This is a genomic window from Chloroflexia bacterium SDU3-3, assembly GCA_009268125.1.
Lineage (GTDB): Bacteria > Chloroflexota > Chloroflexia > Chloroflexales > Roseiflexaceae > SDU3-3.
This window is the reverse complement of sequence record WBOU01000004.1, coordinates 344,722-370,403: the sequence shown is the minus strand read 5'-3', so window position 1 is coordinate 370,403 and position 25,682 is coordinate 344,722. Positions and strand designations below refer to the sequence as shown.

The 25,682-nt window shown below is 66.9% G+C and carries 20 protein-coding genes and 1 pseudogene; 10 read left to right on the top strand and 11 right to left on the bottom strand.

Annotated features, from left to right (window positions below; genetic code table 11):
* Positions 1 to 16: 16 nt before the first annotated feature.
* Complete coding sequence (locus tag F8S13_08870; protein KAB8143989.1) at positions 17 to 2,107, top strand: hypothetical protein; 2,091 nt, start codon at positions 17 to 19, stop codon at positions 2,105 to 2,107.
* 386 nt (positions 2,108 to 2,493) lie between these two features.
* Positions 2,494 to 4,638 (top strand): substrate-binding domain-containing protein, encoded by a 2,145-nt coding sequence (locus tag F8S13_08865; protein ID KAB8143988.1) that lies wholly within the window; start codon positions 2,494 to 2,496, stop codon positions 4,636 to 4,638.
* Between the two features lie 51 nt (positions 4,639 to 4,689).
* Here the strand turns inward: F8S13_08865 and F8S13_08860 are convergent, their stop codons facing one another.
* The 5 genes from F8S13_08860 to F8S13_08840 form a co-directional block, all read right to left on the bottom strand.
* Positions 4,690 to 5,214, bottom strand: a complete 525-nt coding sequence (locus F8S13_08860; protein KAB8143987.1) for a pesticidal protein Cry15Aa — start codon at positions 5,212 to 5,214, stop codon at positions 4,690 to 4,692.
* Positions 5,215 to 5,226: 12 nt separating this feature from the next.
* Positions 5,227 to 8,229, bottom strand: a complete 3,003-nt coding sequence (locus F8S13_08855; protein ID KAB8143986.1) for a SpoIIE family protein phosphatase — start codon at positions 8,227 to 8,229, stop codon at positions 5,227 to 5,229.
* An 8-nt stretch (positions 8,230 to 8,237) separates the two neighbouring features.
* Complete coding sequence (locus F8S13_08850) at positions 8,238 to 8,969, bottom strand: anti-sigma factor antagonist (GenBank protein ID KAB8144108.1); 732 nt, start codon at positions 8,967 to 8,969, stop codon at positions 8,238 to 8,240.
* 81 nt (positions 8,970 to 9,050) lie between these two features.
* Positions 9,051 to 9,401 carry an STAS domain-containing protein gene (locus F8S13_08845; GenBank protein ID KAB8143985.1) on the bottom strand — a complete coding sequence of 117 codons (351 nt, stop codon included), beginning with the start codon at positions 9,399 to 9,401 and terminating at the stop codon, positions 9,051 to 9,053.
* Between the two features lie 45 nt (positions 9,402 to 9,446).
* Entirely contained in the window at positions 9,447 to 9,698 is a 252-nt protein-coding gene (locus F8S13_08840; protein ID KAB8143984.1) for a hypothetical protein, read from the bottom strand.
* A gap of 742 nt (positions 9,699 to 10,440) precedes the next feature.
* Here F8S13_08840 and polX point away from each other — a divergent pair.
* The 4 genes from polX to F8S13_08820 all read left to right on the top strand — a co-directional run bounded on the left by polX (position 10,441) and on the right by F8S13_08820 (position 14,130).
* Complete coding sequence (gene polX, locus F8S13_08835; protein KAB8143983.1) at positions 10,441 to 12,186, top strand: DNA polymerase/3'-5' exonuclease PolX; 1,746 nt, start codon at positions 10,441 to 10,443, stop codon at positions 12,184 to 12,186.
* Between the two features lie 73 nt (positions 12,187 to 12,259).
* The gene (locus F8S13_08830) at positions 12,260 to 12,667 is read left to right on the top strand and encodes an HIT family protein (protein KAB8143982.1); all 408 of its coding nucleotides are present in this window, start codon (positions 12,260 to 12,262) and stop codon (positions 12,665 to 12,667) included.
* Positions 12,668 to 12,742: 75 nt separating this feature from the next.
* Positions 12,743 to 13,720, top strand: a complete 978-nt coding sequence (locus F8S13_08825) for a hypothetical protein (GenBank protein ID KAB8143981.1) — start codon at positions 12,743 to 12,745, stop codon at positions 13,718 to 13,720.
* Positions 13,717 to 14,130 carry a hypothetical protein gene (locus tag F8S13_08820; GenBank protein KAB8143980.1) on the top strand — a complete coding sequence of 138 codons (414 nt, stop codon included), beginning with the start codon at positions 13,717 to 13,719 and terminating at the stop codon, positions 14,128 to 14,130. The genes F8S13_08825 and F8S13_08820 overlap by 4 nt, the downstream gene beginning before the upstream one ends.
* Here the strand turns inward: F8S13_08820 and mutM are convergent.
* The 6 genes and pseudogenes from mutM to F8S13_08790 all read right to left on the bottom strand — a co-directional run bounded on the left by mutM (position 14,127) and on the right by F8S13_08790 (position 19,267).
* The gene (mutM, locus tag F8S13_08815; GenBank protein KAB8143979.1) at positions 14,127 to 14,957 is read right to left on the bottom strand and encodes a bifunctional DNA-formamidopyrimidine glycosylase/DNA-(apurinic or apyrimidinic site) lyase; all 831 of its coding nucleotides are present in this window, start codon (positions 14,955 to 14,957) and stop codon (positions 14,127 to 14,129) included. The genes F8S13_08820 and mutM overlap by 4 nt on opposite strands.
* Positions 14,958 to 15,478: 521 nt before the next feature.
* Positions 15,479 to 15,871, bottom strand: coding sequence for a hypothetical protein (locus F8S13_08810; protein KAB8143978.1), 393 nt, complete (start codon positions 15,869 to 15,871; stop codon positions 15,479 to 15,481).
* 1 nt (position 15,872) lies between these two features.
* Positions 15,873 to 16,391 carry a DUF4405 domain-containing protein gene (locus F8S13_08805; protein KAB8143977.1) on the bottom strand — a complete coding sequence of 173 codons (519 nt, stop codon included), beginning with the start codon at positions 16,389 to 16,391 and terminating at the stop codon, positions 15,873 to 15,875.
* A 170-nt stretch (positions 16,392 to 16,561) separates the two neighbouring features.
* A complete protein-coding gene (lgt, locus tag F8S13_08800; GenBank protein KAB8143976.1) occupies positions 16,562 to 17,572 on the bottom strand; it encodes a prolipoprotein diacylglyceryl transferase in 1,011 nt (336 codons plus the stop codon).
* 140 nt (positions 17,573 to 17,712) lie between these two features.
* A complete protein-coding gene (locus F8S13_08795) occupies positions 17,713 to 18,933 on the bottom strand; it encodes an anion transporter (protein ID KAB8143975.1) in 1,221 nt (406 codons plus the stop codon).
* Positions 18,934 to 19,168: 235 nt separating this feature from the next.
* A pseudogene (locus tag F8S13_08790) lies at positions 19,169 to 19,267 on the bottom strand (succinylglutamate desuccinylase).
* Between the two features lie 846 nt (positions 19,268 to 20,113).
* On the opposite strand from F8S13_08790, the gene F8S13_08785 reads away from it, so the two are divergent.
* From F8S13_08785 to F8S13_08770, 4 genes are all read left to right on the top strand, one after another.
* Entirely contained in the window at positions 20,114 to 21,154 is a 1,041-nt protein-coding gene (locus F8S13_08785) for a response regulator transcription factor (protein ID KAB8143974.1), read from the top strand.
* Between the two features lie 428 nt (positions 21,155 to 21,582).
* The gene (locus tag F8S13_08780; GenBank protein ID KAB8144107.1) at positions 21,583 to 22,695 is read left to right on the top strand and encodes a sugar ABC transporter substrate-binding protein; all 1,113 of its coding nucleotides are present in this window, start codon (positions 21,583 to 21,585) and stop codon (positions 22,693 to 22,695) included.
* Positions 22,696 to 22,842: 147 nt separating this feature from the next.
* Entirely contained in the window at positions 22,843 to 24,390 is a 1,548-nt protein-coding gene (locus F8S13_08775) for an ATP-binding cassette domain-containing protein (GenBank protein KAB8143973.1), read from the top strand.
* 13 nt (positions 24,391 to 24,403) lie between these two features.
* A complete protein-coding gene (locus tag F8S13_08770) occupies positions 24,404 to 25,603 on the top strand; it encodes a sugar ABC transporter permease (GenBank protein ID KAB8143972.1) in 1,200 nt (399 codons plus the stop codon).
* Positions 25,604 to 25,682 lie beyond the last annotated feature (79 nt).

Sequence of the window (25,682 nt, the reverse complement as noted above, 5' to 3'; positions counted from 1 at the left end):
TTGGCGTGCTGCATCTATGCTGCGGCGCGCCCTCTGTGATGCCATGTTTTGGCTATACCGAGCCACACTTCACCTATACGCATGCTGTAACACATCTTTGAGGTGGCCCTTGGATCGATGCAATGTACGCCGTCTGCTGGTAGCCCTTTTCATCCCCATCCTGCTGACGGTCGCCCTGGTGCCGCCGCACGAGGCCCAGGCGGAAGACCTGCCCTGGCGGGACAAGAGCACCCCCTTCGGCATGGTGGCTAATGTGGCCAACCGCGTGCGCCGCGACGAGATGTCCTCCTACATCCAGCTGCTGCAGGAGGCGAATGTCCAGTGGGTGCGCGAGGAGATCTTCTGGCACGAGGTGCAGTTCTCGCCGGGCGGCGAGTTTCGCTGGGGCGGCAACGACGCCGGGCTGTACGACTATGACATGAGCATTGGCGCCCTGCACAACGCCAATATCAGCATCTTGGGCCTGCTGGACTACAACCCGGCATGGACCAAGGGCACCGCGCCCAATATCAACGAGTGGATCGGCGCGTGGGGCGACTATGTGTACCAGACCGTGGCGCGCTACGGTCGCACCGGCCAGATCCGCTACTGGGAGATCTGGAACGAGCCGAACCTCAAGCATTTTGGCTACGAGAGCGGCCTGTACACCATCGCCGACTACGTGCGGGTGCTGAATGTGGCCCGCGATGCGGCCAAGGCCGCCGATCCCAACGCGGTGATTGTGCTGAGCGGCCTAGCCAGCGTGTGGAGCGAGCCGCCCTCGCCCTATACCTACGACTACTTCGACTATCTCGACCAGCTGGGCAAGCTGGGCGCGTGGCAGCTGTTCGATGTGCTGGCCATCCACCCCTACCGCCCCGACGCCCCCGAAGGCTCGCCATGGCGTCGCGACACTGGCCAGACCTTCCCCGACGAGATGGAGCATCTGGACGCCATGATGCGCAAGTACGGCGCGAAGCCGGTCTGGCTCACCGAGGTGGGCTTTCCATCCAGCGGCTGGAATGTGGGCGTGGGGCTAGATCAGCAGGCCCAGTTCATGGTGCGGCTGTATGTGCTGGCGATCGCCCACCCCAGCGTCGAGAAGATCTTCTGGTACGACTTCCGCAACGACATGAGCTCGTCGGTCTACGATCAGCCCAACTATAACTCCAACGAGCCAGAGTTTCACTACGGCCTGATCCGGCGCACCTTCCCGCTGAATGTGGCCGACCCCAACCTGCGCAAGCCAGCCTTCCTGGCCTACCGCACCATGGCCGAGCTGCTGCGCGGCAGCTACCTGAAGTCTACCTTCGCCAACGGACGCCAGCCCGATCTGCCAGCCACCTACTGGTTCCGCTTCGAGGGCGAGCGCCGGGTGGATGTGCTCTGGAACACCGACCGCGCCGATCAGGTGGTGAATATCCCCTGCAACTGCCGCGAGGCCATGGTGCGGCGCTGGAACGGCGAGATCCGCTATGTGATCTACCCGGTGAACGGTGTGCTGTCGCTGAAGCTGGATGAGCAAGGCTCGCCGACCTATCTGGAGTTCGACCCGGCGGTGCAGAGCGGCGGGCGCTACTTCGCCGAGACCGGTCACTCGGTGCGCGGCGGCTTCCTCAGCTTCTGGCAGAGCAACGGCGGCCTGCAGCGCTTTGGCTACCCCCTGACCGAGGAGGTGACCGAGCCTGCCGCAGGCAGCGGGCGACCCAAGACCGTGCAGTACTTCGAGCGCGCCCGCCTGGAGTACTTCCCCGATCTGGCGGGCACATCCTACGCGGTGCAGCTGGGCCACCTGGGCACGGCGGTGCTCAAGCAGTTTGGCATCGACTGGACCACGCTGCCCAAGGTGGAGAGCGCGCCGCCCGAGTGCCAGCTGTTCCCCGAGAGCGGCCATAGCATCTGCCCGCCGTTCCTGTCGCGCTGGCAGCAGCTGGGCGGGCTAGAGTTTGTGGGCCTGCCGATCACCGAGCCGTTCCCCGCCACCGACCCGAGCACAGGGCAGAGCTACACAGTGCAGTATTTCGAGCGCGCCCGCTTCGAGTTCCACCCCGACAAAGCTGGCACCGACTACGAGGTGCAGTTTGGCCTGCTGGGCCGCGAGATCCTGACGCGCTGGGGCGGCACCTAACGAAGATGGCGAACCTGCCAAGCGGCTCGATCCAGAACGGATCGGGCCGCTTTTTTGCGTGCTCTGCAGTCAATCGGGCATCTGGCGCATACCATAGCCATGGGCCTCTTGGCGGTGCCTAGCGGCCACTGCCCCCGAGCCTCGAATGTTAACAAAATGCTACCGCGCACTTGCTGGCCTGTGCCTCACTGTACCTGCGGATTGTGCGCTGGGAAGCGATCTATTGCGCGCGCTCGTAGAAATGATAGCGAATACAGCTGTTCTCATGCTCTAGCGATTGTGCTACAATAGACGCGCTCCACTATATAGCGACCATGTCTGTTGGCTATGGAACATAGACATACTATTCCAGCACGAAGCCGCCATCGCGCCACCTGGGCGTTCGTATGCCCAACGACGGACTTTGCCACCTACCTTTTTCCCCCGCCGTATCGCTGCGCCTGCGGCTGCTGGCTGCCCGTTGCGCCCGCCTGTGGCTCGCCCACGCCGGGCGTGCGCTGAGTGCACCTGCGCATCAGCGCGCCGATCACCCGCGATCAACCAGTAGCATAGGAAAACAAAACACTGCTATGGAAGCCGCACTTGCCTTTGCCACCACCACTGAGCGTTCGGAGCTGTACCGCGACCTTGCCCACGCCGCGCAGGAGATCCGCCTGCTCACCGATGTGCTAGATGTTGTCACCGCATCGGCCAGTATTGAGGATGTCGTACGGATTCTTGAGGGCGGCATCAAAAGCGTGCTTCCCGCCACCCACTGGAGCGCTATCGAGCTTTCGCTGCTGGATGAGGGCGGGCAGCTGCGTGATTTTCGCGTGACTGGCACGGTGAGCAGCCGCTACTGGAGCAATGTGCGGCGCGGCGCGGCGACGGCGGCTCGCGACCTAGGTGTGGAGCTGCGCTATGTGGCGGGCAGCAGCGACGATCAGCTGCGCCTGTTCGACGCGGCGCTGGCCGATGGCTCGCACGGCGTGGCGATCGCGCCGATCGACGCGGCCCTGGCCGAGCCGAAGTTCTCCGCCGCTGCCGCCCGCCGCGTGCCCGCGATCGCCTTCGACACCCCGCCGCTGCCCAAGAGCGCCGCCCTGGCCTACGTGGGCACCGACAACTACCAGGCGGGCGTGCTGGCGGGCGATGTGCTGGCCCGGCTGCTGCCCAAGGGCGGCCTGATCGGCGCGTCGATCGACTCGGCCATGACCGAGAACTCGATCGACCGCATGATGGGGCTAGAGGCTGGGATCGCCGGCGTGCCCATCCGCATCCTGCCGCCCTTCGAGGAGGAGCACGACGCCCACCTGGGGCTCCAGCGCTCGTGCCAGACCCTGGCAGACTACCCGATGCTGGCCGGGGCGTTTGGCGCGTGCGGCTCGAACGGCCCGAACTGGGGCATGGCGGCCCTGCATGCGGGCAAAGACGAGTCGTTTAAGATCGTCTGCTTCGATGTGACTGCCGACACCATCTACATGCTGCGCGAGGGCACCATCCAGGCCACCATCGCCCAGCGCGAGTTCTCGATGGGCTACCAGTGCATCGAGCTGCTGGCCCGCATCCTGACCGATGGCGAGGAGCGCGCGCTGGATACGCTGCCCGACGACCGCGTGCTGAACACCGGCGTGGATGTGGTGACGCTGGAGCCGACCGACTGGTCGATCGCCCTGGCCGACTACCTGCACGACACCGACCGGCAGAAGCCCGACATCAGCCTGCGCGAGCGCATCCGGGCGCGCGGCAAGAAGCTGGTGCTGACCATGATCGGCATGGCTGATGCTGGCGATGAGGGCGTGGTCGAGCGGCGCGCCACCCTCGATGCGGCCTCGCCGCTGGCCCAGGTGTTCAACACCGGGCGCACGCTGGTGCAGCGCGAGAGCGGCGAGGTGCAGACCAGCGTGCTGGTGCCGCTGCTCATCCACGGTACCGTGTTTGGGGCCATCCGCCTGGCCAGCCCGCAGCCCGACGCCTGCAGCCGCCACGACCTCTCGCTGATCGAGCGGATCGCCGGGGCCATGGCCATGGTGATCGAGAACGCCCGCCTGTTCAGCCAGCTGGAGCGCCGCGCCAAGGAGATCGAGGAGGCCTACCAGCGCCAGGAGCAGATGCTGCGCACGATCAGCGAGCTGTCGAGCACCGTCATCCCGATCGCGCGCGAGATCCTGATCGTACCGCTGGTGGGCACGATGGACACCCAGCGCGCCGCCGAGTTCGTGGAGACGATGCTGGGCGCGATCAGCGAGCGCCACGCCCGCGTGGTGATCATTGACATCACCGGCGTGACGGTGGTGGACACCAGCGTGGCCAACCATATCCTGCAGGCGGCCCAGGCGGCGCAGCTGCTGGGGGCCGAGGTGATCGTGGTGGGCATCACGCCCGCCGTGGCGCAGACGATCGTGCAGCTGGGTGTGGTGATGGCGGGGGTCTCGACCTACGCTGATCTGGAGAGCGGCTTCGCCTACGCCATCCAGAAGGTGGGCGGGCAGATCGTGTACCGCGAGCGGCAGATGGGCGGGCTGGCCCAGTTCACGCGCTCGCGCAACTAGTCGCTGGGGTCGCAGCGGGCGTGGGGCAAGCTGCCCCACGCCCTTTTTGTTTTACACCTCGGGCGGCTGCCTGCGCCCGCGCTCGGCCTGCAGCTGGCCGACCAGCGCGGCCAGGGCGTCGATCTGCTCGCGCAGGCGCTCGATGTCGCTGGCGCTGGGCAGCATGGACGGCGGGCTGGCGGCGGGCGCGCGGTGCGGGGCCAGCAGGGCCAGCATGCGCTCGTGCTCGTCGGGGGCGATCGCGCCGCTGTGCACTAGCGCATCCAGACGCCGCGCGATCTCCTCATCCACCTCGTCGCCGCCGCCGATGGCGCTGGCCAGGGTACGGCGCAGCCCGCTGAGCGTGTCGTTTCCGGCCTGGATCAGGCTGGTGAGCACCGCGATGGGCAGCGGGCTAGGCCCGCCCAGCGCCACCTGGGCCAGGATCTGCGCGGTGATGTTCTGGCCAGTCTCATTGTCAATAATTTCCACCGGCTCGCCTCGACGCACCAGCGTCGAGATCCCATCGAGTGTGATGTACTGCTTCAGCGCGGTGTGGTAGAGCTTGCGGTTGGCGTATTTTTTGATCGTGTGCATGGTGGTGCGGGGCTAGGCCGTAGGCTCGCGCTTGATGATCACCATTGTGATGTCGTCGAAGGGCGGGCGGCCCTCGGTGAAGCGGCCCAGGGCCTCGCCGATGGCGCGGCGGATGGCGTCGGCACTGGCCTCGCGCTGCTGGCGGATGACCTCGGTGAGCCGGGGCACGCCGAACTCTTCGTCGGCGTTGTTGATCGCCTCGGTGATGCCGTCGGTGTAGCACACCAGCACATCGCCGGGGTGGAAGTCGACCGCCGTCTCATAGAGCCGCGCCTCCTCCAGCACACCCAGGGCGATGCCGGGCGTCTTCAGCTCCTCCACACTGCCGTCGGCGCGCACCAGCAGCGGCGGGTTGTGCCCCGCGCACGAGAAGCGCATGCAGCCGGTCTGCAGCTCCAAGATGCCGTAGAACAGGGTCACAAACATGGCCGAGTCGGAGTCGCGGGTGATCCAGCGGTTGGCGCGCATCAGCGCGGTGCTGGCCGAGGATCCATCCAGGGCGGCGGCACGCACCAGGCTGCGCGAGAGCGCCATGAACATGGCGGCGGGCACGCCTTTGTCCGACACATCGGCGATCACAAAGCCCAGCTTCTCGCTCTGGCCCAGGATGGGCGCGGCCTGTTCGATCTGGGGCTGGTGGTCGGGGCCGTGCAGCGGCCAGAAGTCGTAGAAGTCGCCGCCCACCAGCCGCGCCGAGCGCCAGTCGGCGGCGATGCCCCAGCCGGGGATGTGCGGCACCTCGGAGGGCAGCAGCGCGGTCTGGATCTCGCGGGCCACGCGCAGCTCCTCCTCCAGGTGGGCGGCCTGGGCGGCGTCGATGGCTAGGAAGGCGGCCTCCAGCGCCGAGGCGATCTGGTTGGCGATGCCGGTGATCATGGCCTGGGTGCGCGGCGGCAGATCGTGGCGGGGGCTTTCGTAGTCGAGCACCAGCGCGCCCAGCGGCAGGTTGCGGGCCATCAGCGCGTGGGCCACCAGAGTGCCGCCGCCCAGCTCCACCACCGAGGGCAGGCGGCGCATGTCGGCCTCGACGTTGCATGCGGCCACCAGCCCCGCGCTGTCGCGGGCCTCGGCCAGCATGGGGGCCGAGGCATCGTCGAGCAGCGTGGCGAAGAAGCGCTTGCGCTGGTCGTCGGCTAGGCCGTAGGCGGCCAGCGGCGCGAAGTGGCCGTGGGCGGCATCCCACTCCCAGCAGTAGCAGCGGGTGCAGCCCAGCAGCAGCGGGGGCAGCCGCACGATCGTGGGCAGCAGATCTTCCAGCGTGGATGCGCGGGCCAGATTCTCGGCCACCTGCAGCAGCGCGTTGAGCGTCCAGGCCTCCTCGCGCTGGGCCTGGAAGGCGCGGGCGCTCTCGATCGCCACCGCGATCTGGCCAGCCAGCGTCTGCATGATGAACATGTCGTCGTTGGTGAAGGCGTTGGCGGTGTCGCTCTGCACATCCAGCACGCCCAGGTTCTGCGCGCCGAAGCGCAGCGGCACGGCCAGCTCGGCGCATGTGTTCGGGTCGTCGCTGATGTAGCGCGGGTCGGCGGCCACGTCGTTCACCAGCAGCGGCATGCTGCTCTGCGCGGCCACGCCGATCAGGCCCTGGCCGGTGTGCAGCATGGTCAGGCGGCTGCGGCCCTCGGACTCGGCGGTGGAGGCGCGGAATAGCAGGCGGCCATCTGGCTCGATCGAGAAGATGTGGACGGGGTGGTAGCCGAAGCGCTCGCGGATGAGGCTCACCACCGAGGGCAGCAGCTCATCCATGTCGAGGATGGCGGTGATCTGCTCGCCAACGCTGTGGATGGCCTGCAGCTGGCGCGCGCGCTTGGAGGCCTGGTCGAACACGCGGGCCTTGGAGATGGCCACCGCCGCCTGGTCGGCGATCAGCGAGAGCATGCGCATGTCGTTGATGTCAAAGGCGCGGGGCCGGTAGCTCTGGATGGAGATGGTGCCGATCACGTGCTCGCCATCGCTCAGCGGCACGTAGATGCCCGAGCGCGGCGGGTGATCGCTCTGGTAGCGCGGGCGGGCGGGCAGCTTCTCCATCTCCAGCTCGAAATCCTCCACCAGCAGCGACTGCCCGGTCTCGCGCATCCAGCCCACGATCCCGTCGCCCATAGGCAGATCCATGCTGATCGGATCGAGCCGCACCCGCTGCTGCACGCGCACCACCAGGGTATATTGGTCGCCCTGGGCCGCGAACAGGCCCAGGTGGAATGAGGATGTGTCGACGAGCTTGGAAGCCTCGCGGTAGATCAGCTCGCACAGCTCGCCCACGTCCATGTCGGCGCGGATGATCGCGCGGCTCACCTGGTTCAGCAGGGCCAGCTCCTGCACCGAGCGGCGCTGGCTCTGCACCTGGCGGGTGGCGCGGCGCACCGTCAGCCCCACCACGAACAGGCCCGCGCCCGCCAGCAGCATGTAGAGGCTGCCCAGCCGCAGGTAGATCGCCGCGCCCAGCCATGCGATCGGCAGCGGCAGCAGCTCGGTGCTGAGCGAGGAGCGCCATGTCGAGCGCCACCAGATGCCCACGCCGGTGGGGCCGCCCTGGATGTACTCGCGGATCACGCGGTTGAGGTGGATGATCGCGGGGTAGCAGACCAGCAGTGCCACCAGCTGGGCCAGCAGGCTGGGCGCGGGGCCGGCCAGCGCGCTGGCCGCGCCGTAGCTGCCCAGCACGCCCAGGGCGCGCACGCCGCTGCGCAGGAAGGGCCTGGCGAAGATGTAGAAGGGCGTCTTGGCGCGGCGGTAGAACAGCGGGGCGGCCGTGCCGAACACCAGGCCCGAGAGCGCCGCCAGCAGCGCGCCATCGGCGGGGCCGAGCACCAGCGCGGCGGTCAGCAGCACCACGCCCACCAGGCTCACCGAGTCGGCGGGCGGGGCGCGGAACCCGGTGCTCTCCACCAGCAGCGCCAGGGCCAGCAGCCAGAGCAGCTGGGGTGAGGTGGGGTGGAGGGGCTGGGCCAGCAGCAGCACCCAGCCCAGTGCGCCAGCGCATACGCAGTAGATGATCAGCCAGCTCTCGCGCCGCACAGCAACCCCTATCTAAATGCCGCCAGGGCCTCCTCGCGGGTCTGGTGGATGGTGAAGACCTGGGTGAAGCCGGTCAGGAGGAAGACCTCGTACACATGGTCGCGCATCTCGCACAGCCGCAGCTCGCCGCCGTGGGCCAGCAGATCTTTGCGCAGCAGCAGCAGCGCCCGCAGCCCGCTGCTGGACATAAAGGTGACCTCGGCCATGTCGAGCAGCACGCGGTTGGCCCCCGAGGCGATCGCCGCCAGCGGTCGCTCCAGCGCGTGCTGGCTGGCCACCGCATCCAGGCGCCCGCTGAGCGCGAACACCTGCACGTTCGCGCCGGTGTTCGCCAGCCGCTTGGTCATCACCAGCGTGTTGCCGTAGGTGGCGCTGTGGGTGTACTCCACCGTGTCCATCAGCTGGTTCATCAGGAAGATGCCCAGGCCGCCTGGGGCGCGCTCCTCAAGTGGGGCGGTGATGTTGGGCGAGGGCACCTGGTTGGGGTCGAAGCGCCGCCCGTGGTCGCGCAGGCTGATCTCGAGCGTGCAGCCGTCGATCAGCCGCCACTCTAGCTCGATGGTCCCCCGCGACTCGCCATCATAGCCGTGCTGGATGATGTTGGTGGCGGCCTCGTCCACGGCCAGCTGCACCTGCCACGCGGCGTGATCGTCGAAGCCCACCTGGCCAGTGGCGCGCGAGACGAACTGGCTGATGGACTCGAGCGAGTCGAGCGTTGCGGGAACGATCAGCGATTCCATAGTATGTTGGGGGTGGAACGCGAGCGATGCGAATCCTTGGTGGGTGGTGGTGTCAAACATCGCTCGCGCCGCCTTTTGATCCTAGAACGATCCAACTGCTTCGGTCACGTCGTCGTAGATCTCGAACAGCGAGGTGAACCCGGTGAGGTCGAACACCTCTTTGATGTTGCCGGGCAGGTTCACGATCCGGATGTCGCCGCCATCCAGGTCCGGCAGCTTCAGATCGCGCGCCCGCTTGCGTGCCTCGATCAGCACACGCAGGCCGGGGCTGGCGATATAGGCGAGCTTGGCCATATCGATGACGATCCGGTAGCGCCCCTGCTCGAACAGCTCGTCGATCTGCTGCTTGAACTGCGGTGCGCTGGCCGCATCCATGCGGCCCTCGATCGAGAGGAGATCGACTCGATTATACGCCTTGTGTGTGATGACCATAGCGCCTCCAACATTCACTGTCATACCTTCAAACTCGGTGCCTGGCTAGTGCTTCTTGCCGCCTGCGGCTGCCCGCCTGGCCCCCGGCATGCTGGGGATGGCCTGCAGCGGGGTCTCGGTGTCGGCGGTGGGCTTGGGGCGGTAGAACATGGCCGCCAGCGCGATCACGATGGTGAGCACCGACATGCCCACCAGGGCCAGCGCCGCCGTCATATCGCGGGTCAGCTCGACCGCCGTGGCCGCGTAGGGGAAAATGGTCGCAACAATAATCAGGGCGATTAGCAGGACGTTCTTCATCGCTCTCCTCTTCCTCTTCTCGTTGTACTGAGCGTGTTGGTGCCAGCTGCTGATGTACCGATAATAATACCATATACGGCGCAGGCGAAAGCTGGCAGATCTGGCCTGTGGCAGGGCCGCTGTGCTTTCGTTCGGCAGAACGTTCTACCACCAAGACTCCAAGACACCAAGGGGTGAAGAAACGCCGTTATTTTTCTGGGTTTCTGGTGTTGTCTGGTCGGCGGCGGGCGTATTTCCCATGAGTGCTGGCGGTGATGGTTGTTCGGTGGGTGGATGCCCTGCGCGGCCATCAGGCAGCTGGTGTTCGTGCATATGGCCAGTTTGCAGGAGCGACACCTTCGCCGCATGGGCCGAGTGGGGAAGGTTGGCGTTACGCCCATTCCTTCTTTGACCATTATTCCTTCGCGTCTTTGGATATTCGTTTCTTGCGTTCCTTGGTGTCTTGGCGTCTTGGTGGTGAATCGTCCGCGTCTTCAAGGTTGGCGTTACGCCCATCCCTTCTTTGACCATTATTCCTTCGCGTCTTTGGGTATTCGTTTCTTGCGTTCCTTGGTGTCTTGGTGTCTTGGTGGTGAATCGTCCCCCTTCGAGCCTTCGCGTCTTCGTGGTATCCGTTCTTTTGCGTTCCCTCGCTGTCTTGGTGCCGTGGTGGTGAGAACGCAGTGGCCCCGTAGCTGGGCACGAGGCTTGCTTGCGATGCTATAATTGCCAGTGAGCGAAAGAGAAAGATGGTGCATAGGCTATGCCCGCCACGCTGACAAACCACGATATCGCCGAGGTGTTTGCCAAGATCGCCCTGAGCCTTGAGGTCGCGGGCGAGAGCCGCTACCGCTTCCAGGCCTACCAGCGCGCCGCCGACTCGATCGGCGAGCTGCCCGCGGCGCTCGCCACCTACCGCGAGCGCGGCGAGCTAGAGGCGATCCCCAACATCGGCAAAACTCTGGCCGACAAGATCATCGAGCTGTTGGACACCGGCCAGCTGCAGTTCTACGAGAAGCTGAAGCAGCAGGTGCCGCCCGGCGTGCTCGACCTGATGAAGGTGCCCAGCATCGGCCCGCGCACCGCCGGGAAGCTCTACAAAGAGCTGGGCATCGACAGCCTGGCCGCGCTGAAGCAGGCCGCCGACACCGGCAAGCTGGCCGGGGTGAAGGGCTTCGGCGCGAAGACCATCGCGGGCATCTCCGCAGGCATCACCGCCGCCGAGCAGGCCGACACCCGCGTGCTGATGGGCGAGGCCCTGGCCATGGCCGAGCAGCTGCTGGCCGCGCTGCGCGAGGCCGTGCCGCTGCGCGAGGCGGCCTACGCGGGCAGCCTGCGCCGTGGCCGCGAGACCACCGGCGACCTCGACATCCTGGCCGCCGCCGAGGACACCGCCTCCGTGGTGCGCGCCTTCACCGCGCTGCCCATGATCGCCTACGTCGACTCATCCGGCGATGCTAAGGCCACCGCCTACCTGCACAGCGGCATGCAGGTCGATCTCTACGCGGTAGACCCCGCCGTGTGGGGCGCGGCGCTGCACCACTTCACCGGCAGCCGCGCGCACAACATCCGCTTCCGCGAGCTGGCCCTGGCCCAGGGTATGAGCTTCAGCGAGCACGGCTTTAAGCGCCTTGAGAGCGGCGAGACCGTGCCCTGCGCCACCGAGCAGCAGGTCTACGCCACGGTGGGCCTGCCCTGGATCGCCCCCGAGCTGCGCGAGGACGCGGGCGAGTTCGAGGCGGCCCAGGCTGGCGCGCTGCCCCGCCTGGTCGAGCTGGCCGACATCCGCGCCGACCTGCACATGCACAGCACATGGAGTGATGGCAAGCACAGCATCCGCGCCATGGCCGAGGCCGCCATGGCCCGTGGCTACAGCCACATGGCCATCACCGACCACAGCGCCTACCTGGGCATTGTAAACGGGCTGGACGCCGCACGGCTGAAGGCCCAGGCCGAGGAGATCCGCGCGCTGAACGCCGAGCTGGGCGGCTTCCGCATCCTGCGCGGCGTGGAGGTGGACATCACCCCCGACGGTGGGCTGGCCCTGCCCGACGAGGTGCTGGCCGAGCTGGATATCGTGGTGGCCTCGCCCCACGTGCAGCTGCGCCAGCCCGCCGAGCAGGCCACCGAGCGCATCCTGAAGGCCATCCGCAACCCGCATGTGGACATCATCGGCCACCCCACCGGGCGGCTGATCGGCGGCAGGGCCGGGGCCGAGCTGGACATCGACGCGGTGGCCCGCGCCGCCGCCGAGACCAACACCCTGCTGGAGGTGAACAGCGGCCCCGACCGGCTCGATCTCTCGGCGGCGCACGCGCGGCGCGCGCTGGAGCTGGGCGCGCTGCTGGTGACCGACAGCGATGCCCACCACACCGATAACCTGGCCTGGATCAGGCTGGGCGTGGTCACGGCGCGGCGCGGCTGGGCCGCCGCCGACCAGCTGGCCAACACGTGGGATCTGCCGCGCCTGCTGGCGTGGCTGGCCGCCCCCAAGCCCGAGCGGCGCTAGGGGCCTTCCCCCGCACCCTTTTGCGGCGGTGCTATGGCCCCGCCGCGCCCGAGCGTATAGAAGCAGGTGATCAATGGCCTCGATCTTCTCGAAAATTATCAGCGGCGAGATCCCCTCGACCAAGGTCTACGAGGATGCGCACACCTACGCCTTCCTCGACATCGGCCCGGCCTCGCGCGGGCATACCCTGGTGGTGCCCAAGCAGGAGTACCCCGACATCTACAGCATCCCGCCGGATGTGCTGGCCGCCGTGATGGCCTCGGTCCAGCGCGTGGCGACAGCCATCAGCCAGTCGCTGCACCCCGATGGCCTGAACATCGTGCAGAACAACGGCGCGGCGGCGGGGCAGACCGTGTTCCACTTCCATGTCCACCTCATCCCCCGCTGGGATGGCGACCGCGCCATGCTGCCCTGGAAGACCCAGCAGTTCGAGCAGGATGAGCTGAGCGCCATCGCCGCCAGCATCCGCCAGCATCTCTAGGCCGTTCTACCGCCATGGGGTGTCGGGCCTGCTGGTGTTCTCTGGCCTTGCCACCTCTCTCATCAATGGGTGCATATGAGCGATAAAGATAACCGCACCACTACCGCCGCCACCTCCAGCGATGCCGTAGCGGCTGCCCGCCGCGAGGCCGACGAGAAGATCCAGCGCGAGCGCGCCGCCCGCGAGGCCGCCGCCCTTGAGCAGGGCAAGACCGAGCTGGTGGCCAGCGAGACGGCGGCGCTGGATACCGAGGCCGACCGCATCCGCCAGGAGATCGCCCGCAAGACCCCGGCGGAGGAGCGCGCCGAGGCCCGCGCCCGCGCGCCGGGGCACATCCTGCTGCTGCTGCTGATCTTCCTGATCTGCTACCTGATCGCGGCGGCCACCGGCCACGCTGGCATCATCTCGTTCCCCGGCACCCGCGCCGCCGATAGCCCAGCGCCGCTCACGGCGGCGCTGGGCGGCACGGGCCAGGCGGGCACGCGCGGCGCGGCCATCACCACATCCTACGAGGTCGCGCCGGTGTTCCGCGACTACTACCAGGCCCACAGCGGCGAGCGCGTGTTCGGCAGGCCGATCAGCGGGCTGGTGCAGGTGGGTGGCCGCGAGGCCCAGTGGTTCGAGCGCTCGCGCCTGGAGTACTGGCCCGAGCACAAGGGCACGGCCTACGAGGTCCAGCCCGCTCTGGTGGGCGTCGAGTTCACGCAGAACGTGCCCTTTCCCAACCAGCAGTTCTTCCCCAGCAACCCCGAGGTGGTCTACTCGCCGATCACCAACCACGGCGTGAGCGATCGCTTCTACACCTTCTGGGAGCAGAACGGCGGGCTGGATGTGTTCGGCTACCCGCTGAGCGACGAGCTGCAGGAGCGCTTTGGCGAGAAGATGTACACCGTGCAGTACTTCCAGCGCGCCCGCCTGGAGTACCACCCTGACGCGGGCGACGGCAGCCAGATCCTGATCGGCCTGCTGGGCCACGCGCTCTACTTCCAGGATAGCGCGCCCAACATCGTGTCGGCGGCCAAGCCCACGCCGGTGCCGGTGGTAGCGCCATGAGCGAGCCAGACAACACCATGGAGACCTTCGCGGCCTACGGCATCGCCCCCGAGCACATCGCGGCGCTGCTGGCCAGCCTGCGCCCGCAGCTGCCGGGCGAGGTGTTCTACGTCTTTCAGGCGGGCAGCGCCACCGGCGCGGGCGGCAGCGGCGGCACGGGCAAGCCGCGCACCCTGCTGGCCTTCGCCTCGCCCGATGTGGCGCTGCTGTTCGCCCAGCGCAACGGCCTGATCAAAGACCAGACCCCGCCCCGCCTGCGCGCGGTGCCCATCCCCCGCCTGCTGCTGGCCATGGCCGTCGGCCCCAACATCCGCGCCCTGCTGTTCGTGCCCGACAGTAGCGACCCCCAGCGGGGCCGCCTGCCCGAGGGCGTGGTGGTCGAGCGCGCGGCGCTGGGCGGCGCGGCCTAGCCCTCGGGCTCGGGCTGGCAGTGCGGGCACACGTGGGTGCCGCGCTGCGCCACCACCAGCTTCTCGATCTGCGCCCCGCACCGCTGGCACGCCTTCCCCTGCTGATCGTACACCAGAAAGTGCTTCTGATTCTCCCCGGCCTCGCCGTAGCTGTTGCGGTAGTCGCGCAGCGTGCTGCCGCCGTGCTCCAGCCCCGAGCCGAGCGCGGCCTGGATGCCCGCGTGCAGCGCCCCCACCTCGGCGGCGCTGAGCGTGCAGGCGGCGCGGCGTGGGTGGATCTTGGCCCGCCACAGCGCCTCGTCGGCGTAGATGTTGCCCACGCCCGCGATCAGGCTCTGGTCCAGCAGCAGCGGCTTGATCTTGGTGGTGCGCCGCCCGACGATCGTTCCCAGCGCCTCGGGGGTGAAGGCGGGGCCGAGCGGCTCGATGCCGTGGGCGGCGTCGAGGGCCAGCAGGCCCTGCGCATCCAGCAGGCGCGCGCGGCCAAACTTGCGCGTGTCGTGGAAGAAGATCTGCCGCCCGTCGGTCAGGTCGATCACTAGGTGGGTGTGCTTGTCCGGCTCGCCGCCGCGCTGCACGGTGATATAGCCCGACATCCGCAGGTGCAGGGCCAGCGTCCACCCGCCATCCAGCGTCGCCACGATCCACTTGGCCCGCCGCCCCACCGCCTCGAACCGCCGCCCTTCCAGCAGCGCCCGGAAGCTGGTGGGGTCAGGCGTCTCGACCATCGGCTCCCAATCCAGCTTGCTGACATGGGCGATGGTTCTGCCGCATACTTGCGCGCCGAGTCCGCGCGCCACGTGCTCTACTTCAGGTAATTCTGGCATAGCTGTATTATAGCGTCGCCGCGCTGCATTTTTCACCGCGAAGATTTTTACCACCAAGACACCACGGCACCAAGAGAACGAATACCACGAAGACGCGAAGGCTCCAAGAATACAAAAGGTGCGAGGAAGTGGCGAGAGGCCAGCCCTACCCACCCGGCCCATGCGGCGAAGGTGCTGCTCATGTTTTGATGGCCATATGCACGAACATCAGCCGTGCGCTGGGAGTATTGGAACGCCTCACATTGGGGGTTCCAAGGGGGCGATGCCCTCTGGTGGGGTTCCTAGGGGCTAGCCCCTAGGTGCGGCCCGCGCAGGGCATCCACCCAGTAGCCAACCACCACCGCTGTAAACGAAGGCACACCCTGGCCGAATCAACCACAACGTATATTTTTACCAAAAATGTGGCGGAAACCCGCACAAAGTGACATCATGTGAGGTGCAGTGCCCCCTGGCTGCCGCCCGCGTGGGGCATGCAAAAAGGGGGCAGCGCGCCCCCTTTCGCCCCCGCATGTGCTGCCGAACTAATCGCTGGCCCCGGACAGCGCGGGCTTGCCCCGCCTGCGCAGAATGCGCTGGGCCACGGTGGTGATCAGCCCGCCGATGGCCGTGAGCACCAGCACGATCGCGAGGTTCTTGAACAGCTCCATGATGGCGTTTCCGCCGCGCTCGCCGCCGCGCCCGCCGCGCTGCTGGCCCTGCCCGGCGCTGGTGGTGGCCGCGTCGGCGCTGGGTTGGGCGCTGCCCTGGCCCTCGCCTTGCTCGCCCGCAGGCGGGCCGCCCTGGCCGCCCGAGGGCATGCCGGTGAGCGACTGGCCGAACGTCGAGTGGATGAGCGTCTGCCCGCCGAAGCTGACGACCGCCGCCGCCGCGAGGATGATCACGACCCGCAGAAGGATCTGAAGTGTGCTTTTCATGCTAGGCCCCCTTCGTCTGCTTGCTGGCCCCGCCGTGCGCCAGCAGGCCTCGGATGGGCGCGCCGATATACTTCTTGGCCATGCTGGCCATCCAGCCCCAGTGCAGCGCCAGGTGCAGCCCCAGCAGCAGCACGCAGGCGTTCGAGGCCAGCCCGTGGATACGCCGCCACGACATGTCGCGCCCGATCTCGATGCCTAGCGCGGGCAGGGCGTGCTCGGAGATCATGATCCCGCTGAAGATCACGATCGTCATGGCTAGGAAGAACAGCACATTCAGCACATAGTTGGCGCGCGCCGACCCCTTGGCGCTGCGGAAAAACTGCTTGGTGATGCCCACGATCCACTGCCAGTGCAGCAGCAGGTGGGCGATGATTGCGGCCCCGAAGGCCAGGCTCAGCCACTCGTGGATGGCGATGCCGCTCAGGTGCGGCGCGGTGGTGACCAGGAAGACGATGAAGACCGCGCTATCGAGCGCGATGTTGATGAGGTTTCGGTTTGCCTTGGGTTTGCTCTGCTGCATTGTTCGGCTCTCTTTCGGACGTTGTGCGTGTTGCCAATGCAGCGTATGGTAGTGCAAACTTTTTAGGAACCTGTGAAGAAGTTGTGGCAAGCTGGCGAACTTTTGGGGCCCACATGCAGAACGGCCAGGGGAAGTGCTCCCCTGGCCGTTCTGGTTGCTGCGGTGCCGCGCTAGCCCTGCGGTGTGGCCGACTGATCGGCGGTGGCCGCATCCTCGGCGGGGGCGGCGGTGGCTGCGGCTGTGACCGGTGGCTGCTGGGCCTGGGCCTGCTCGGCGGCCAGCCGCGCCTGCTCGGCGTACTCGCTCTCGACCTCGGCGGCGGGGCGGGCCTGGCGCATATGGTTGTAGATCAGCCCGGCTGCGCCGATGGCCACCAGCGCCAGGCTGGCGATCTGGGCGGCGCGGAACGAGCCGTCGCACGAGCCGCCCACGCCGTTGGTGCATAGGCTGTCGGTACGGAACGACTCGACCCAGAAGCGGCCCAGGCCATACCAGATGGCGTAGAGCGCGCCTAGGTCGCCCACCCGACGCCAGCCGCGCAGCCTGCGCTCCAGCCACATGATCAGTCCGAAGCCAATGACGTTCCACACCGCCTCGTAGAGGAAGGTGGCGTGAAACAGCGTGGTGTCCAGCGGGTACTTGGCCGGGTCGTCGAAGGGCGGCAGGCGCTGCTCGGGGCGGTTGATGATCACGCCGAAGGGCGGGAAGCCGCCCTCGATGGCGCGGCCGTACGCCTCCTGGTTGAAGAAGTTGCCGAAGCGCCCGATGGCCTGGGCCACCAGCACGGTGGGCATACAGATATCCACCCACTGCCAGAAGGGCAGCTTGCGCCAGCGCGTGTAGATCAGGCCCGAGATAATCGCGCCGATCAGCGCGCCGTGGATGGCGATGCCGCCGTTCTGCGGGTTGATGATGTACAGAAACGGCTTGTCGGCAAAGCGGTGCCACTCGAAGGCCACGTAGTAGGCGCGGGCGCAGGCGATGCTGATGACCATGCCGATCATCAGCTGGTTCCATATGTCCTCGGGGTCGAAGCCGCGCCGCTCGGCGCGACGCGACGCGATCCACGCCGCCAGCATCGCGCCGCCGACGATGAAGATGCCGTACCAGCGCAGCTGGATGGGCAGGTTTCCGATCGTGGTGTTGATCAGAAATGGGTCATCTGGTGGGAGAAATCCCATAGTGTTCCCTCTGGTGTGCGGCGTCGTGCGCCGCGCTATCGATTGCATCTGGCTGGGAGGCTGGCCCTATTGTACGTATGGCTCTAGCCCATGTCAAAATGGCCAGCGCGCCACAGCGCGCCATAAAGCTAAAGATCCGATTAGATCAGGGCGAAGGCCACGGCCAGCGTCAGCAGGGTGACCGGCAGCCCCACCCGCAGGTAGTCCATAAAGCTCACCCGCGCGCCCCAGCGCTCGGCCAGCTCGGCCACGATCAGGTTGGCCACGCTGCCCAGCAGGGTCAGGTTGCCCGCCAGCGTGGATGCGGCGGCCAGCATCAGCCAGCCGCGCTGCGGGTCGGCCAGGCTGGGCACCAGGCCCTGCAGCAGCAGCACGGCGGGCACATTGCTGATCAGGTTGGAGAGCACCACGGTGGCGATGCCAAACGGCACCAGCCCGGCCTGGGCCAGCGGGGCCAGCAGCGCAAACAGCTGCTGGGTCCAGCCCTGCACATCCAGCCCGTGGGTGAGCGCGAACAGCCCGCAGAAGAACACCAGCAGCGGCCAGTCCACCGTGGCGAACACGCGCTTGGGGCGCAGCCGCCGCGTGGCCGCCATGGCCGCCGCCGCCAGGAAGGCAGCCATGGCCACCGGCACGCCCGCCAGGAACATGACGAGCATGCCGCCCACCGCAAGGCCGCCCTTGATCAGCAGGGGCCGCAGCACGGCGCTGCGCGACACATCCGGCACCTGGAAGGAGCCGCCGCGAAACTCGCGGCGGTGCACCGCCACCACCACCAGCCAGCAGATCGCCAGGCCGATGAGCGAGGTGGGGCCGATGGCGGCGGCGAAGCGCAGGTAGGGAATGCCGGATGCGCTGCCGATCACGATGTTCTGCGGGTTGCCGGTGATGGTGGCCGCCGAGCCGACGTTGGCGGCGGTGGCCAGCCCCAGCAGGTAGGGCAGCGGGTTGCGCTTCAGCGCCCTGGTGGTGTCCAGCACGATCGGTGTGAGCATCAGCACCACGGTGTCGTTCAGGAACAGCGCCGAGAGCAGGCCCGAGGCCACGATGATCAGGGCTAGAAGCGTGCGCGGGCCGCTGGCCACCCGCAGGATCTGGCGCGTGACCACGCCGAAGAACCCGGCGAGGAACAGGGTGCCGTTCAGCATCATCATGCTGAACAGCAGCAGGATGGTGCCGTAGTCCACCGACTCGTAGAGCTGGGGCGGGGTGAGCGCGCCGACGGCCAGCAGCAGCGCCGTGCCCAGCAGGGCGATCACGGGGCGGTTGGCGCGCAGCAGCGGCCAGCGCCCCACGGCGATGCCCGCCAGCGCGGCGGCTACGATCAGCAGGGTTGCCCAGGGTAGGGCACTAGACCACATGGGGAATCTCCTCTTCTCACACATCGGGCGGGCGCACGTCGCGCCTGCTGGCCAAGTGCATTATCTATGCCTTTTCTCTTTCGTGCGAGGAGAACTGTTTCCCACCAACCCACCAAGGGAACGAATACCACGAAGACACGAGGGCGCGAAGGGATCCAGCGCACCGTTTACCACCAAGACGCCAAGGCACCAAGGGGATGGGTTTCTGGGTGTGGGCAATGGCTTGGGAGGCGTGGGGAGTTGCTTGGGATGCGTGGGGAGTTGCTCGGGAGGCGTGGGGAGTCGCTCGGGAGGCGTGGGGAGTTGTTCGGGAGGTGTGGGGAGTTGCTCGGGAGACGAGGGGGGTTGCTCGGGAGACGAGGGGAGTTGCTTGGGAGGCGTGGGGAGTCGCTCGGCGGCAGTGCTGGAGTGTTGCCCAGCCCCGCGCTGGCAGGGCCAGCATGCCAGCGGCCTTGCCCATCCAGCGAAGGCGCATGACCAAGGCAGCTAGTCATAATCCCGCCCAGCGCGGTACGGCTGCGCTCGTGCGGCGGCGCTTTTTTTCTTCCTGTACTGCTTGTGCCTCTGCGGGGTGCTGCGCTCCCACGGTCGTGTCTTTGCCCCTTGGAGTCGTGGTGGCCGGGCCAAGCTGGGGGCGCGATCCCCTATAGCGTCGGTGCTTGGTTGGTGGATGCACTGCGCAGGCGGCACCTAGGGGCCTGCTCTCACATAGTGTCTTGCTCCCCATGAAGTGATGGCGTAGTGCTTGTTCGGTGGGTGGATGCCCTACGCGGGCAGCGCCTAGGGGCCTGCCCCTAGGAACCCCGCGAGGGGGTGTAACCCCCTTCGAAACCCCCAATTTTGAGCGTTCCCGTGCTGTCTCCTGGTGGCTGGTGTTCGTGCATATGGCTATTAAGACTCTCGTGGCACCTTCGCCGCATGGGCTAGGTGGGATGAGGAGAGGAGCCTGCTCATACCTATTCCCTGATCCCTATTCCCCTTGGTGCCTTCGTGTCTTCGTGGTATTCGCCCCCTTTTGTCCCCTTGGTGTCTTGGAGCCTTGGTGGTAAAGAGCCTTCGTGTCTTCGTGGTATTCGCCCCCTTTTGTCCCCTTGGTGTCTTGGAGTCTTGGTGGTAAACGGTTCCTATGGATGTGGCGCGGCAGTTGAAAAGCGCGGCGGGATGCGGTATAACAGACGGCATGAACACCATCCGCGCCGTACTAGCCGACGACCACGCCGTGGTGCGCTCGGGGATCGCCAACGCCCTGCGCGACCTGAGCGCCATCCAGATCGTGGATGAGGTGGGCGACGGCCAGGCCCTAGAGCGGGCCTTGGCCCAGCACCAGCCCGACCTGCTGCTGACCGATGTGACCATGCCGAACTTTGAGCCGATCGTGGGCGTGCAGCACATCCGCCAGCGCTACCCGCTGCTCAAGATCCTGATCGTGAGCGCCTACGCCGACGATGTGTATGTGCAGGGACTGCTGAGCGTGGGCGTGAACGGCTACCACCTGAAGGATCAGCCGCTGAGCGACCTGCGGCTGGCCGTGCAGCGCGTGTTGGCGGGCGAGCGCTGGATCTGCTCGCCGATCGTCGAGAAGCTGCTGCACTACAACGAGGCGGTGGCCAGCGGCCCGGCGCTGACCCCGCGCCAGCAGGATCTGCTGCGCCACCTGCAGCAGGGGCTGGACAACCAGGCGATCGCGCGGCACACCGGCCTGAGCGTGAAGACGATCGAGAACCACCTGACGCGGCTGTACCGCCAGCTGGGCGTGCAGAGCCGCCTGGAGGCGGTGAACTACCTGGCGCAGCACCCGGCGGCCATCCGCAGCGGCGGCGCGCCCCACCCCGCCGAGCCGCCCGCGCCCCACGCGGGCCTGCGTATCCTGCTGGTGGATGACAACATGCGCTACCGCACCCAGATGCGCAAGATGATCGGCAGGAGCTACCCCCACGCCCAGATCGGCGAGGCCGACCAGATCAGCGCCGCCGTGGCGCTGGCCCGCCGCACCCAGCCGCAGCTGGCCTTTGTGGATGTGGTGCTGGGCGACGAGAACGGCATCGAGTGCACCCGCCAGCTGAAGGCGGCGGCCCCGACCACCCGCGTGGTGCTGATCAGCGCCTACCCCGACCGCGAGTTCCACCGGCGCGGCATCGAGAGCGGGGCGGTCGCCTTTCTGGACAAAAAGGATCTGGATGCCGCCGCCATCCGCCTGGTGATCGACGACCTGGGCGATTAGGGGAAATCCCCTAATCAGAATCAGGGTCGCGGGGGGTTGAGCGCGCCCACGCGATGGCGTACACTATCCGCTATCAGCACTCATTTGAGCTATACGCGATCTGTAGATCCTCGCTAACAGCGTCAGTTAAGGGGACAGATTCTATGCACAGCCCTACACCCCACCGCGCCGATGGGGCAGGCGGCCCACCGCCAACCACGCCTGTCTCGGCACCACCTAGCGATCTTCACCACCCTATGTAGCTGCGGCACCGCGCCACAGCCGCGCGTCTACGCGCCCTCGCCATCGTATGGCCTGGGCCAGGCAGCGTGCGCCCTGTGGCCGCGCAGATAGATTCTACGGCCCTGGATCATTGCAGAGCAAAGGAGCTACCAATGCACCGCCTGTTCTCCCGCTACTCGCTGCCCACGCTGGCGCTCAGCGCCGCGATGGTCGGCATCACCGCGTGCGGCCAGCCCGCCGCGCAGACCCAGCAGCAGCCCGCGCAGGGCGCTGGGGCCACCCAGGAGGCAGCCCCCGCCGCCGCTGGCGGCCAGATCACCGTCGGCCTCTCGTTCTCCGATTTCGCCACCGAGCGCTGGAAGCCTGAGTCCGAGCTGCTGACCAAGCTGCTGAAGGAGAAGGGCTACAACGTCGTCGTTCAGCAGGCCGACCAGGATGTGAAGGTGCAGAACGACCAGATCGACAACATGGTGGCCCAGGGCGTGAAGGCCCTGATCGTGGTGCCGCAGGATGGCGACGCGGCCTCCACGGCGGTGGCCAAGGCGGCCAAGGCGGGCGTGAAGGTGGTGGCCTACGACCGCCTGATCAAGTCGCCCGACATCGCGGCGTACCTGTCGTTCGACAATGTCGAGGTGGGCCGCCAGCAGGCCGACGGCATCATGAAGGCGCTGGACATCGAGAAGTGGGACGTGGCCGCCAAGGGCAAGGTCAAGCTGGTGAAGCTTGGCGGCAGCCCGACCGACAACAACGCCATCCTGTTCCGCAAGGGCCAGGATGAGGTGCTGGCGAAGTACGCGGACAAGATCGACGTGGTGGCCGACCAGTGGGTGGAGAACTGGGACCCGGCGAACGCGGTGAAGATCATGGAGAACATCCTCTCCTCGCAGGGCAACAAGATCGACGCCGTGGTGGCCTCGAACGACGGTACGGCGCTGGGCGCGCTGCAGGCGCTGAGCGCGCAGAAGCTGGCTGGCGTGGTGCCGATCTCGGGCCAGGACGCCACCGCCGATGGCTCGAACAGCATCGTGAAGGGCGAGCTGACCCTGACGATCTATAAGGACATCCGCCAGCTTGCGCCCAAGGCGGCGGATCTGGTGGACGCGCTGCTGAAGGGCCAGCCGGTGCAGGGCCTGGAGACCAAGAGCCTGGCCGAGCTGACCAACGACACCGCCCAGCAGGGCAGCGTGCCTGCGCTGTTCCTGCCGGTGAAGCAGGTGACCAAGGCCAACGTGTACGACGAGATCGTGAAGAGCAGCTTCCAGTCGTACGACGATGTCTACCGCGACATCCCCGAGGGCGAGCGCCCGGCGAAGCCGTAGGCCCTGCCCCCCGCCGCTGCGCCGCGCCCCACGGGGCGCGGCGCAGCGGTGCCACGCCCGCATCCCCGAGCACATGGCGGCACCCCTGGCGCACCGAGCGCCGCAGGGCCACCGGCCCCGCCGCCAAGGTCTGTCAAGGAGACCCCCATGGATGACAACATCCTCGATCTAAATAGTGTGACCAAGCAGTTCCCCGGCGTGCTGGCGCTCAGCAACATCAGCTTCCAGGTGCGGCGCGGCAGCGTGCACGGCCTGTGCGGCGAGAACGGCGCGGGCAAATCCACGCTGATGAAGATCCTCGCCGGACTCTACCCCTACGGCAGCTACGATGGCAGCATCCTCTACGACGGCAGCGAGCTGCGCCTTGAGGGCGGCTCCATCCGCCAGGCCAGCGAGGCCGGGATCGCCATCGTCTACCAGGAGCTGACGCTGGTGCCCAACATGACGGTGGGCCAGAACATCTACCTGGGCCGCGAGCCGCGCAACGCGCTGGGCGGCATCGACTGGGACAAACTCTACATCGACACCCAGCAGCTGCTGGACACCTACCGACTCGACATTGACCCGCGCGCCCTGGTGCGGCACCTGGGCGTGGGCAAGATGCAGATGACCGAGATCGCCAAGGCGCTCTCCGAGCACGCCAAGGTGCTCATCCTCGATGAGCCGACCAGCGCGCTCTCCGAGGCCGAGATCGACAAGCTGATGGAGATCGTGGACACCCTGAAGGCTCGGGGCGTCACGTGCCTCTACATCACCCACAAGCTCGACGAGTTTTTCCGCATCACCGACAACATCACGATCATGCGCGATGGCAAGGTGGTGACCACCCAGCCCACGGCGACCCTGAACAAGGAGAAGCTGGTGAGCTATATGGTGGGCCGCGAGATGAAGGAGCGCTTCCCCAAGGGCAACCGTGTCCCCGGCGAGGTGCTGCTGGAGGTCGAGGGCCTGCGCGCCAGCGACCCCGCCGCGCCCAGCCGCGAGGTGGTGAAGGGCGTGAGCTTCAACCTGCGGCGCGGCGAGATCCTGGGCATCGCGGGCCTGATGGGCTCGGGCCGCACCGAGCTGGTCACCACGCTGTTTGGCGAGTACGGCACCATCACCCAGGGCCGCATCCGCATCGACGGTAGACCGGTGACGATCCGCAGCTCGCGGCAGGCCATGCGGGCGGGCCTGAGCCTGGTGCCCGAGGACCGCAAGCAGCACGGACTGGTGCTGATGCAGTCCATTCTGAAAAATATCTCGCTGGCTAACCTCGACCGCTTCTCGGGCTTCGGCTGGATCAACAGCAGCGAGGAGCACGTGGCCAGCAGGCAGTTCGCCAAGAGCCTGTCGATCAAAGCGCCCCACCTCGACACTGTCTGCGACTCGCTCTCTGGCGGCAACCAGCAGAAAGTTGTGATCTCAAAATGGCTGATGTCGCAGCCCAAAGTGCTGATTATGGATGACCCCACGCGCGGCATCGATGTGGGCGCAAAATATGAGATCTACAAGCTGATGAATGATCTGACCGAGCAGGGCATGGCGATCATCATGATCTCCAGCGAGCTGGAGGAGGTGCTGGGCATGAGCGATCGCATCATGGTGATGTGCGAGGGGCGCTCGGCGGGCATCCTTCCGGTGGCCGAGGCCACGCAGGAGAAGATTATGGCCCTGGCGACCGGCCTAGAGACCGCCCCGATTGTGGAGAGATGAAAGGTATACGATTATGAGCACTGCTGCTTCAAGCGTTCCGCAGACCCCGGTGCAGCGCATCACCAAGGGGTTCCGCGCAAATGTCCAGACCTATGCGCTGCTGGTGGCCCTGGTGGCGATCTGGGGCATCTTCTTCAGCGCCACCAATGGCAACTACACCACGCCGCAGAACATCTCGAACCTGTTCCGCCAGATGACCGTCACCAGCTTCCTAGCGGTGGGCATGGTGCTGATCATCGTCACCGGCAACATCGACCTGTCGGTGGGCAAGCTGGCGGGCTTTGTCTCGGTGGTGGTGGCCTTCTTCCAGGCGCGTATCTGGCCGCAGGTCTTCCCCAACCAGGAGGTGCTGACCACCGTGCTCTCGATCGTGGCAGGCATCGGCGTGGGCCTGCTGTTCGGCATGCTGCAGGGCTCGATCATCGCCTACCTGAAGGTGCCGTCGTTCATCGTCACCCTGGGCGGCATGTGGATCCTCAACGGCGCGCTGCTGCTGGTGACAGAGGGCAAGACCATCCCGGCCAACCAGCCGCTGTTCTCCGAGATCGCGCAGGGCTACCTGCCGCCCGCCGCTGGCTGGGTGCTGGGCGTGGTAGTGGCTGCGGTGCTGTTCGTGCTGATGGTGATGGGCAGGCAGCGCAAGCAGCGCTACGGCCTGACGCTTGAGCCGATGTATATGGACGCGCTGAAGACCGGCCTGGTGGCGGCCCTGGTGCTGCTGTACGTGGGCATCGTGAACCAGTACAACGGCGTGCAGACCCCGGTGCTGCTGCTGGCCATCGCCGCCGTGGTGATGAGCTACGTGTCGGACAACACGCGCTTCGGGCGCTACGCCTACGCCATCGGCGGCAACCGCGAGGCCGCGCGGCTCTCGGGCGTGAACATCCGCAAGAACATCTTCCTGATCTACGTGCTGATGGGCTTCCTGTGCGGCATCTCGGGCACGGTGCTGGCCTCGTACGTGGGCTATGGCACCATCGCCGCAGGCCAGGGCTACGAGCTGGATGCGATTGCCAGCTGCGTGCTGGGCGGCACATCCACGCTGGGCGGTTCGGGCACCATCCTGGGCGCGATCATCGGCTCGCTGATCATGAGCAGCCTCACCAACGGCTTGCAGATGATGAACGTGCAGCCCGCCTGGCAGTACCTGCTGAAGGGCGCGGTGCTTGTCGCGGCGGTGTACGCCGATGTATACTTCAAGAAGAGCCGCTAGGTTTTGCTGAAGATACGCTGCTGGTCGATCTGATCTGCCAGATCGGCCAGCGCGGCTGCACACCGTAACGCACACGCCA

What these genes read in the sequence shown, in the direction of transcription:
- F8S13_08825 (KAB8143981.1), top strand. Translation starts at nt 12,743, where the DNA reads ATGAGCGATAAAGATAACCGCACCACTACCGCCGCCACCTCCAGCGAT.
- F8S13_08810 (KAB8143978.1), bottom strand. Translation starts at nt 15,871, where the DNA reads ATGAAAAGCACACTTCAGATCCTTCTGCGGGTCGTGATCATCCTCGCG.
- F8S13_08795 (KAB8143975.1), bottom strand. Translation starts at nt 18,933, where the DNA reads ATGTGGTCTAGTGCCCTACCCTGGGCAACCCTGCTGATCGTAGCCGCC.
- F8S13_08830 (KAB8143982.1), top strand. Translation starts at nt 12,260, where the DNA reads ATGGCCTCGATCTTCTCGAAAATTATCAGCGGCGAGATCCCCTCGACC.
- F8S13_08770 (KAB8143972.1), top strand. Translation starts at nt 24,404, where the DNA reads ATGAGCACTGCTGCTTCAAGCGTTCCGCAGACCCCGGTGCAGCGCATC.
- F8S13_08865 (KAB8143988.1), top strand. Translation starts at nt 2,494, where the DNA reads ATGCCCAACGACGGACTTTGCCACCTACCTTTTTCCCCCGCCGTATCG.
- F8S13_08775 (KAB8143973.1), top strand. Translation starts at nt 22,843, where the DNA reads ATGGATGACAACATCCTCGATCTAAATAGTGTGACCAAGCAGTTCCCC.
- F8S13_08870 (KAB8143989.1), top strand. Translation starts at nt 17, where the DNA reads ATGCTGCGGCGCGCCCTCTGTGATGCCATGTTTTGGCTATACCGAGCC.
- F8S13_08820 (KAB8143980.1), top strand. Translation starts at nt 13,717, where the DNA reads ATGAGCGAGCCAGACAACACCATGGAGACCTTCGCGGCCTACGGCATC.
- mutM (KAB8143979.1), bottom strand. Translation starts at nt 14,957, where the DNA reads ATGCCAGAATTACCTGAAGTAGAGCACGTGGCGCGCGGACTCGGCGCG.
- F8S13_08850 (KAB8144108.1), bottom strand. Translation starts at nt 8,969, where the DNA reads ATGGAATCGCTGATCGTTCCCGCAACGCTCGACTCGCTCGAGTCCATC.
- F8S13_08805 (KAB8143977.1), bottom strand. Translation starts at nt 16,391, where the DNA reads ATGCAGCAGAGCAAACCCAAGGCAAACCGAAACCTCATCAACATCGCG.
- lgt (KAB8143976.1), bottom strand. Translation starts at nt 17,572, where the DNA reads ATGGGATTTCTCCCACCAGATGACCCATTTCTGATCAACACCACGATC.
- F8S13_08840 (KAB8143984.1), bottom strand. Translation starts at nt 9,698, where the DNA reads ATGAAGAACGTCCTGCTAATCGCCCTGATTATTGTTGCGACCATTTTC.
- F8S13_08780 (KAB8144107.1), top strand. Translation starts at nt 21,583, where the DNA reads ATGGTCGGCATCACCGCGTGCGGCCAGCCCGCCGCGCAGACCCAGCAG.
- polX (KAB8143983.1), top strand. Translation starts at nt 10,441, where the DNA reads ATGCCCGCCACGCTGACAAACCACGATATCGCCGAGGTGTTTGCCAAG.
- F8S13_08845 (KAB8143985.1), bottom strand. Translation starts at nt 9,401, where the DNA reads ATGGTCATCACACACAAGGCGTATAATCGAGTCGATCTCCTCTCGATC.
- F8S13_08785 (KAB8143974.1), top strand. Translation starts at nt 20,114, where the DNA reads ATGAACACCATCCGCGCCGTACTAGCCGACGACCACGCCGTGGTGCGC.
- F8S13_08860 (KAB8143987.1), bottom strand. Translation starts at nt 5,214, where the DNA reads ATGCACACGATCAAAAAATACGCCAACCGCAAGCTCTACCACACCGCG.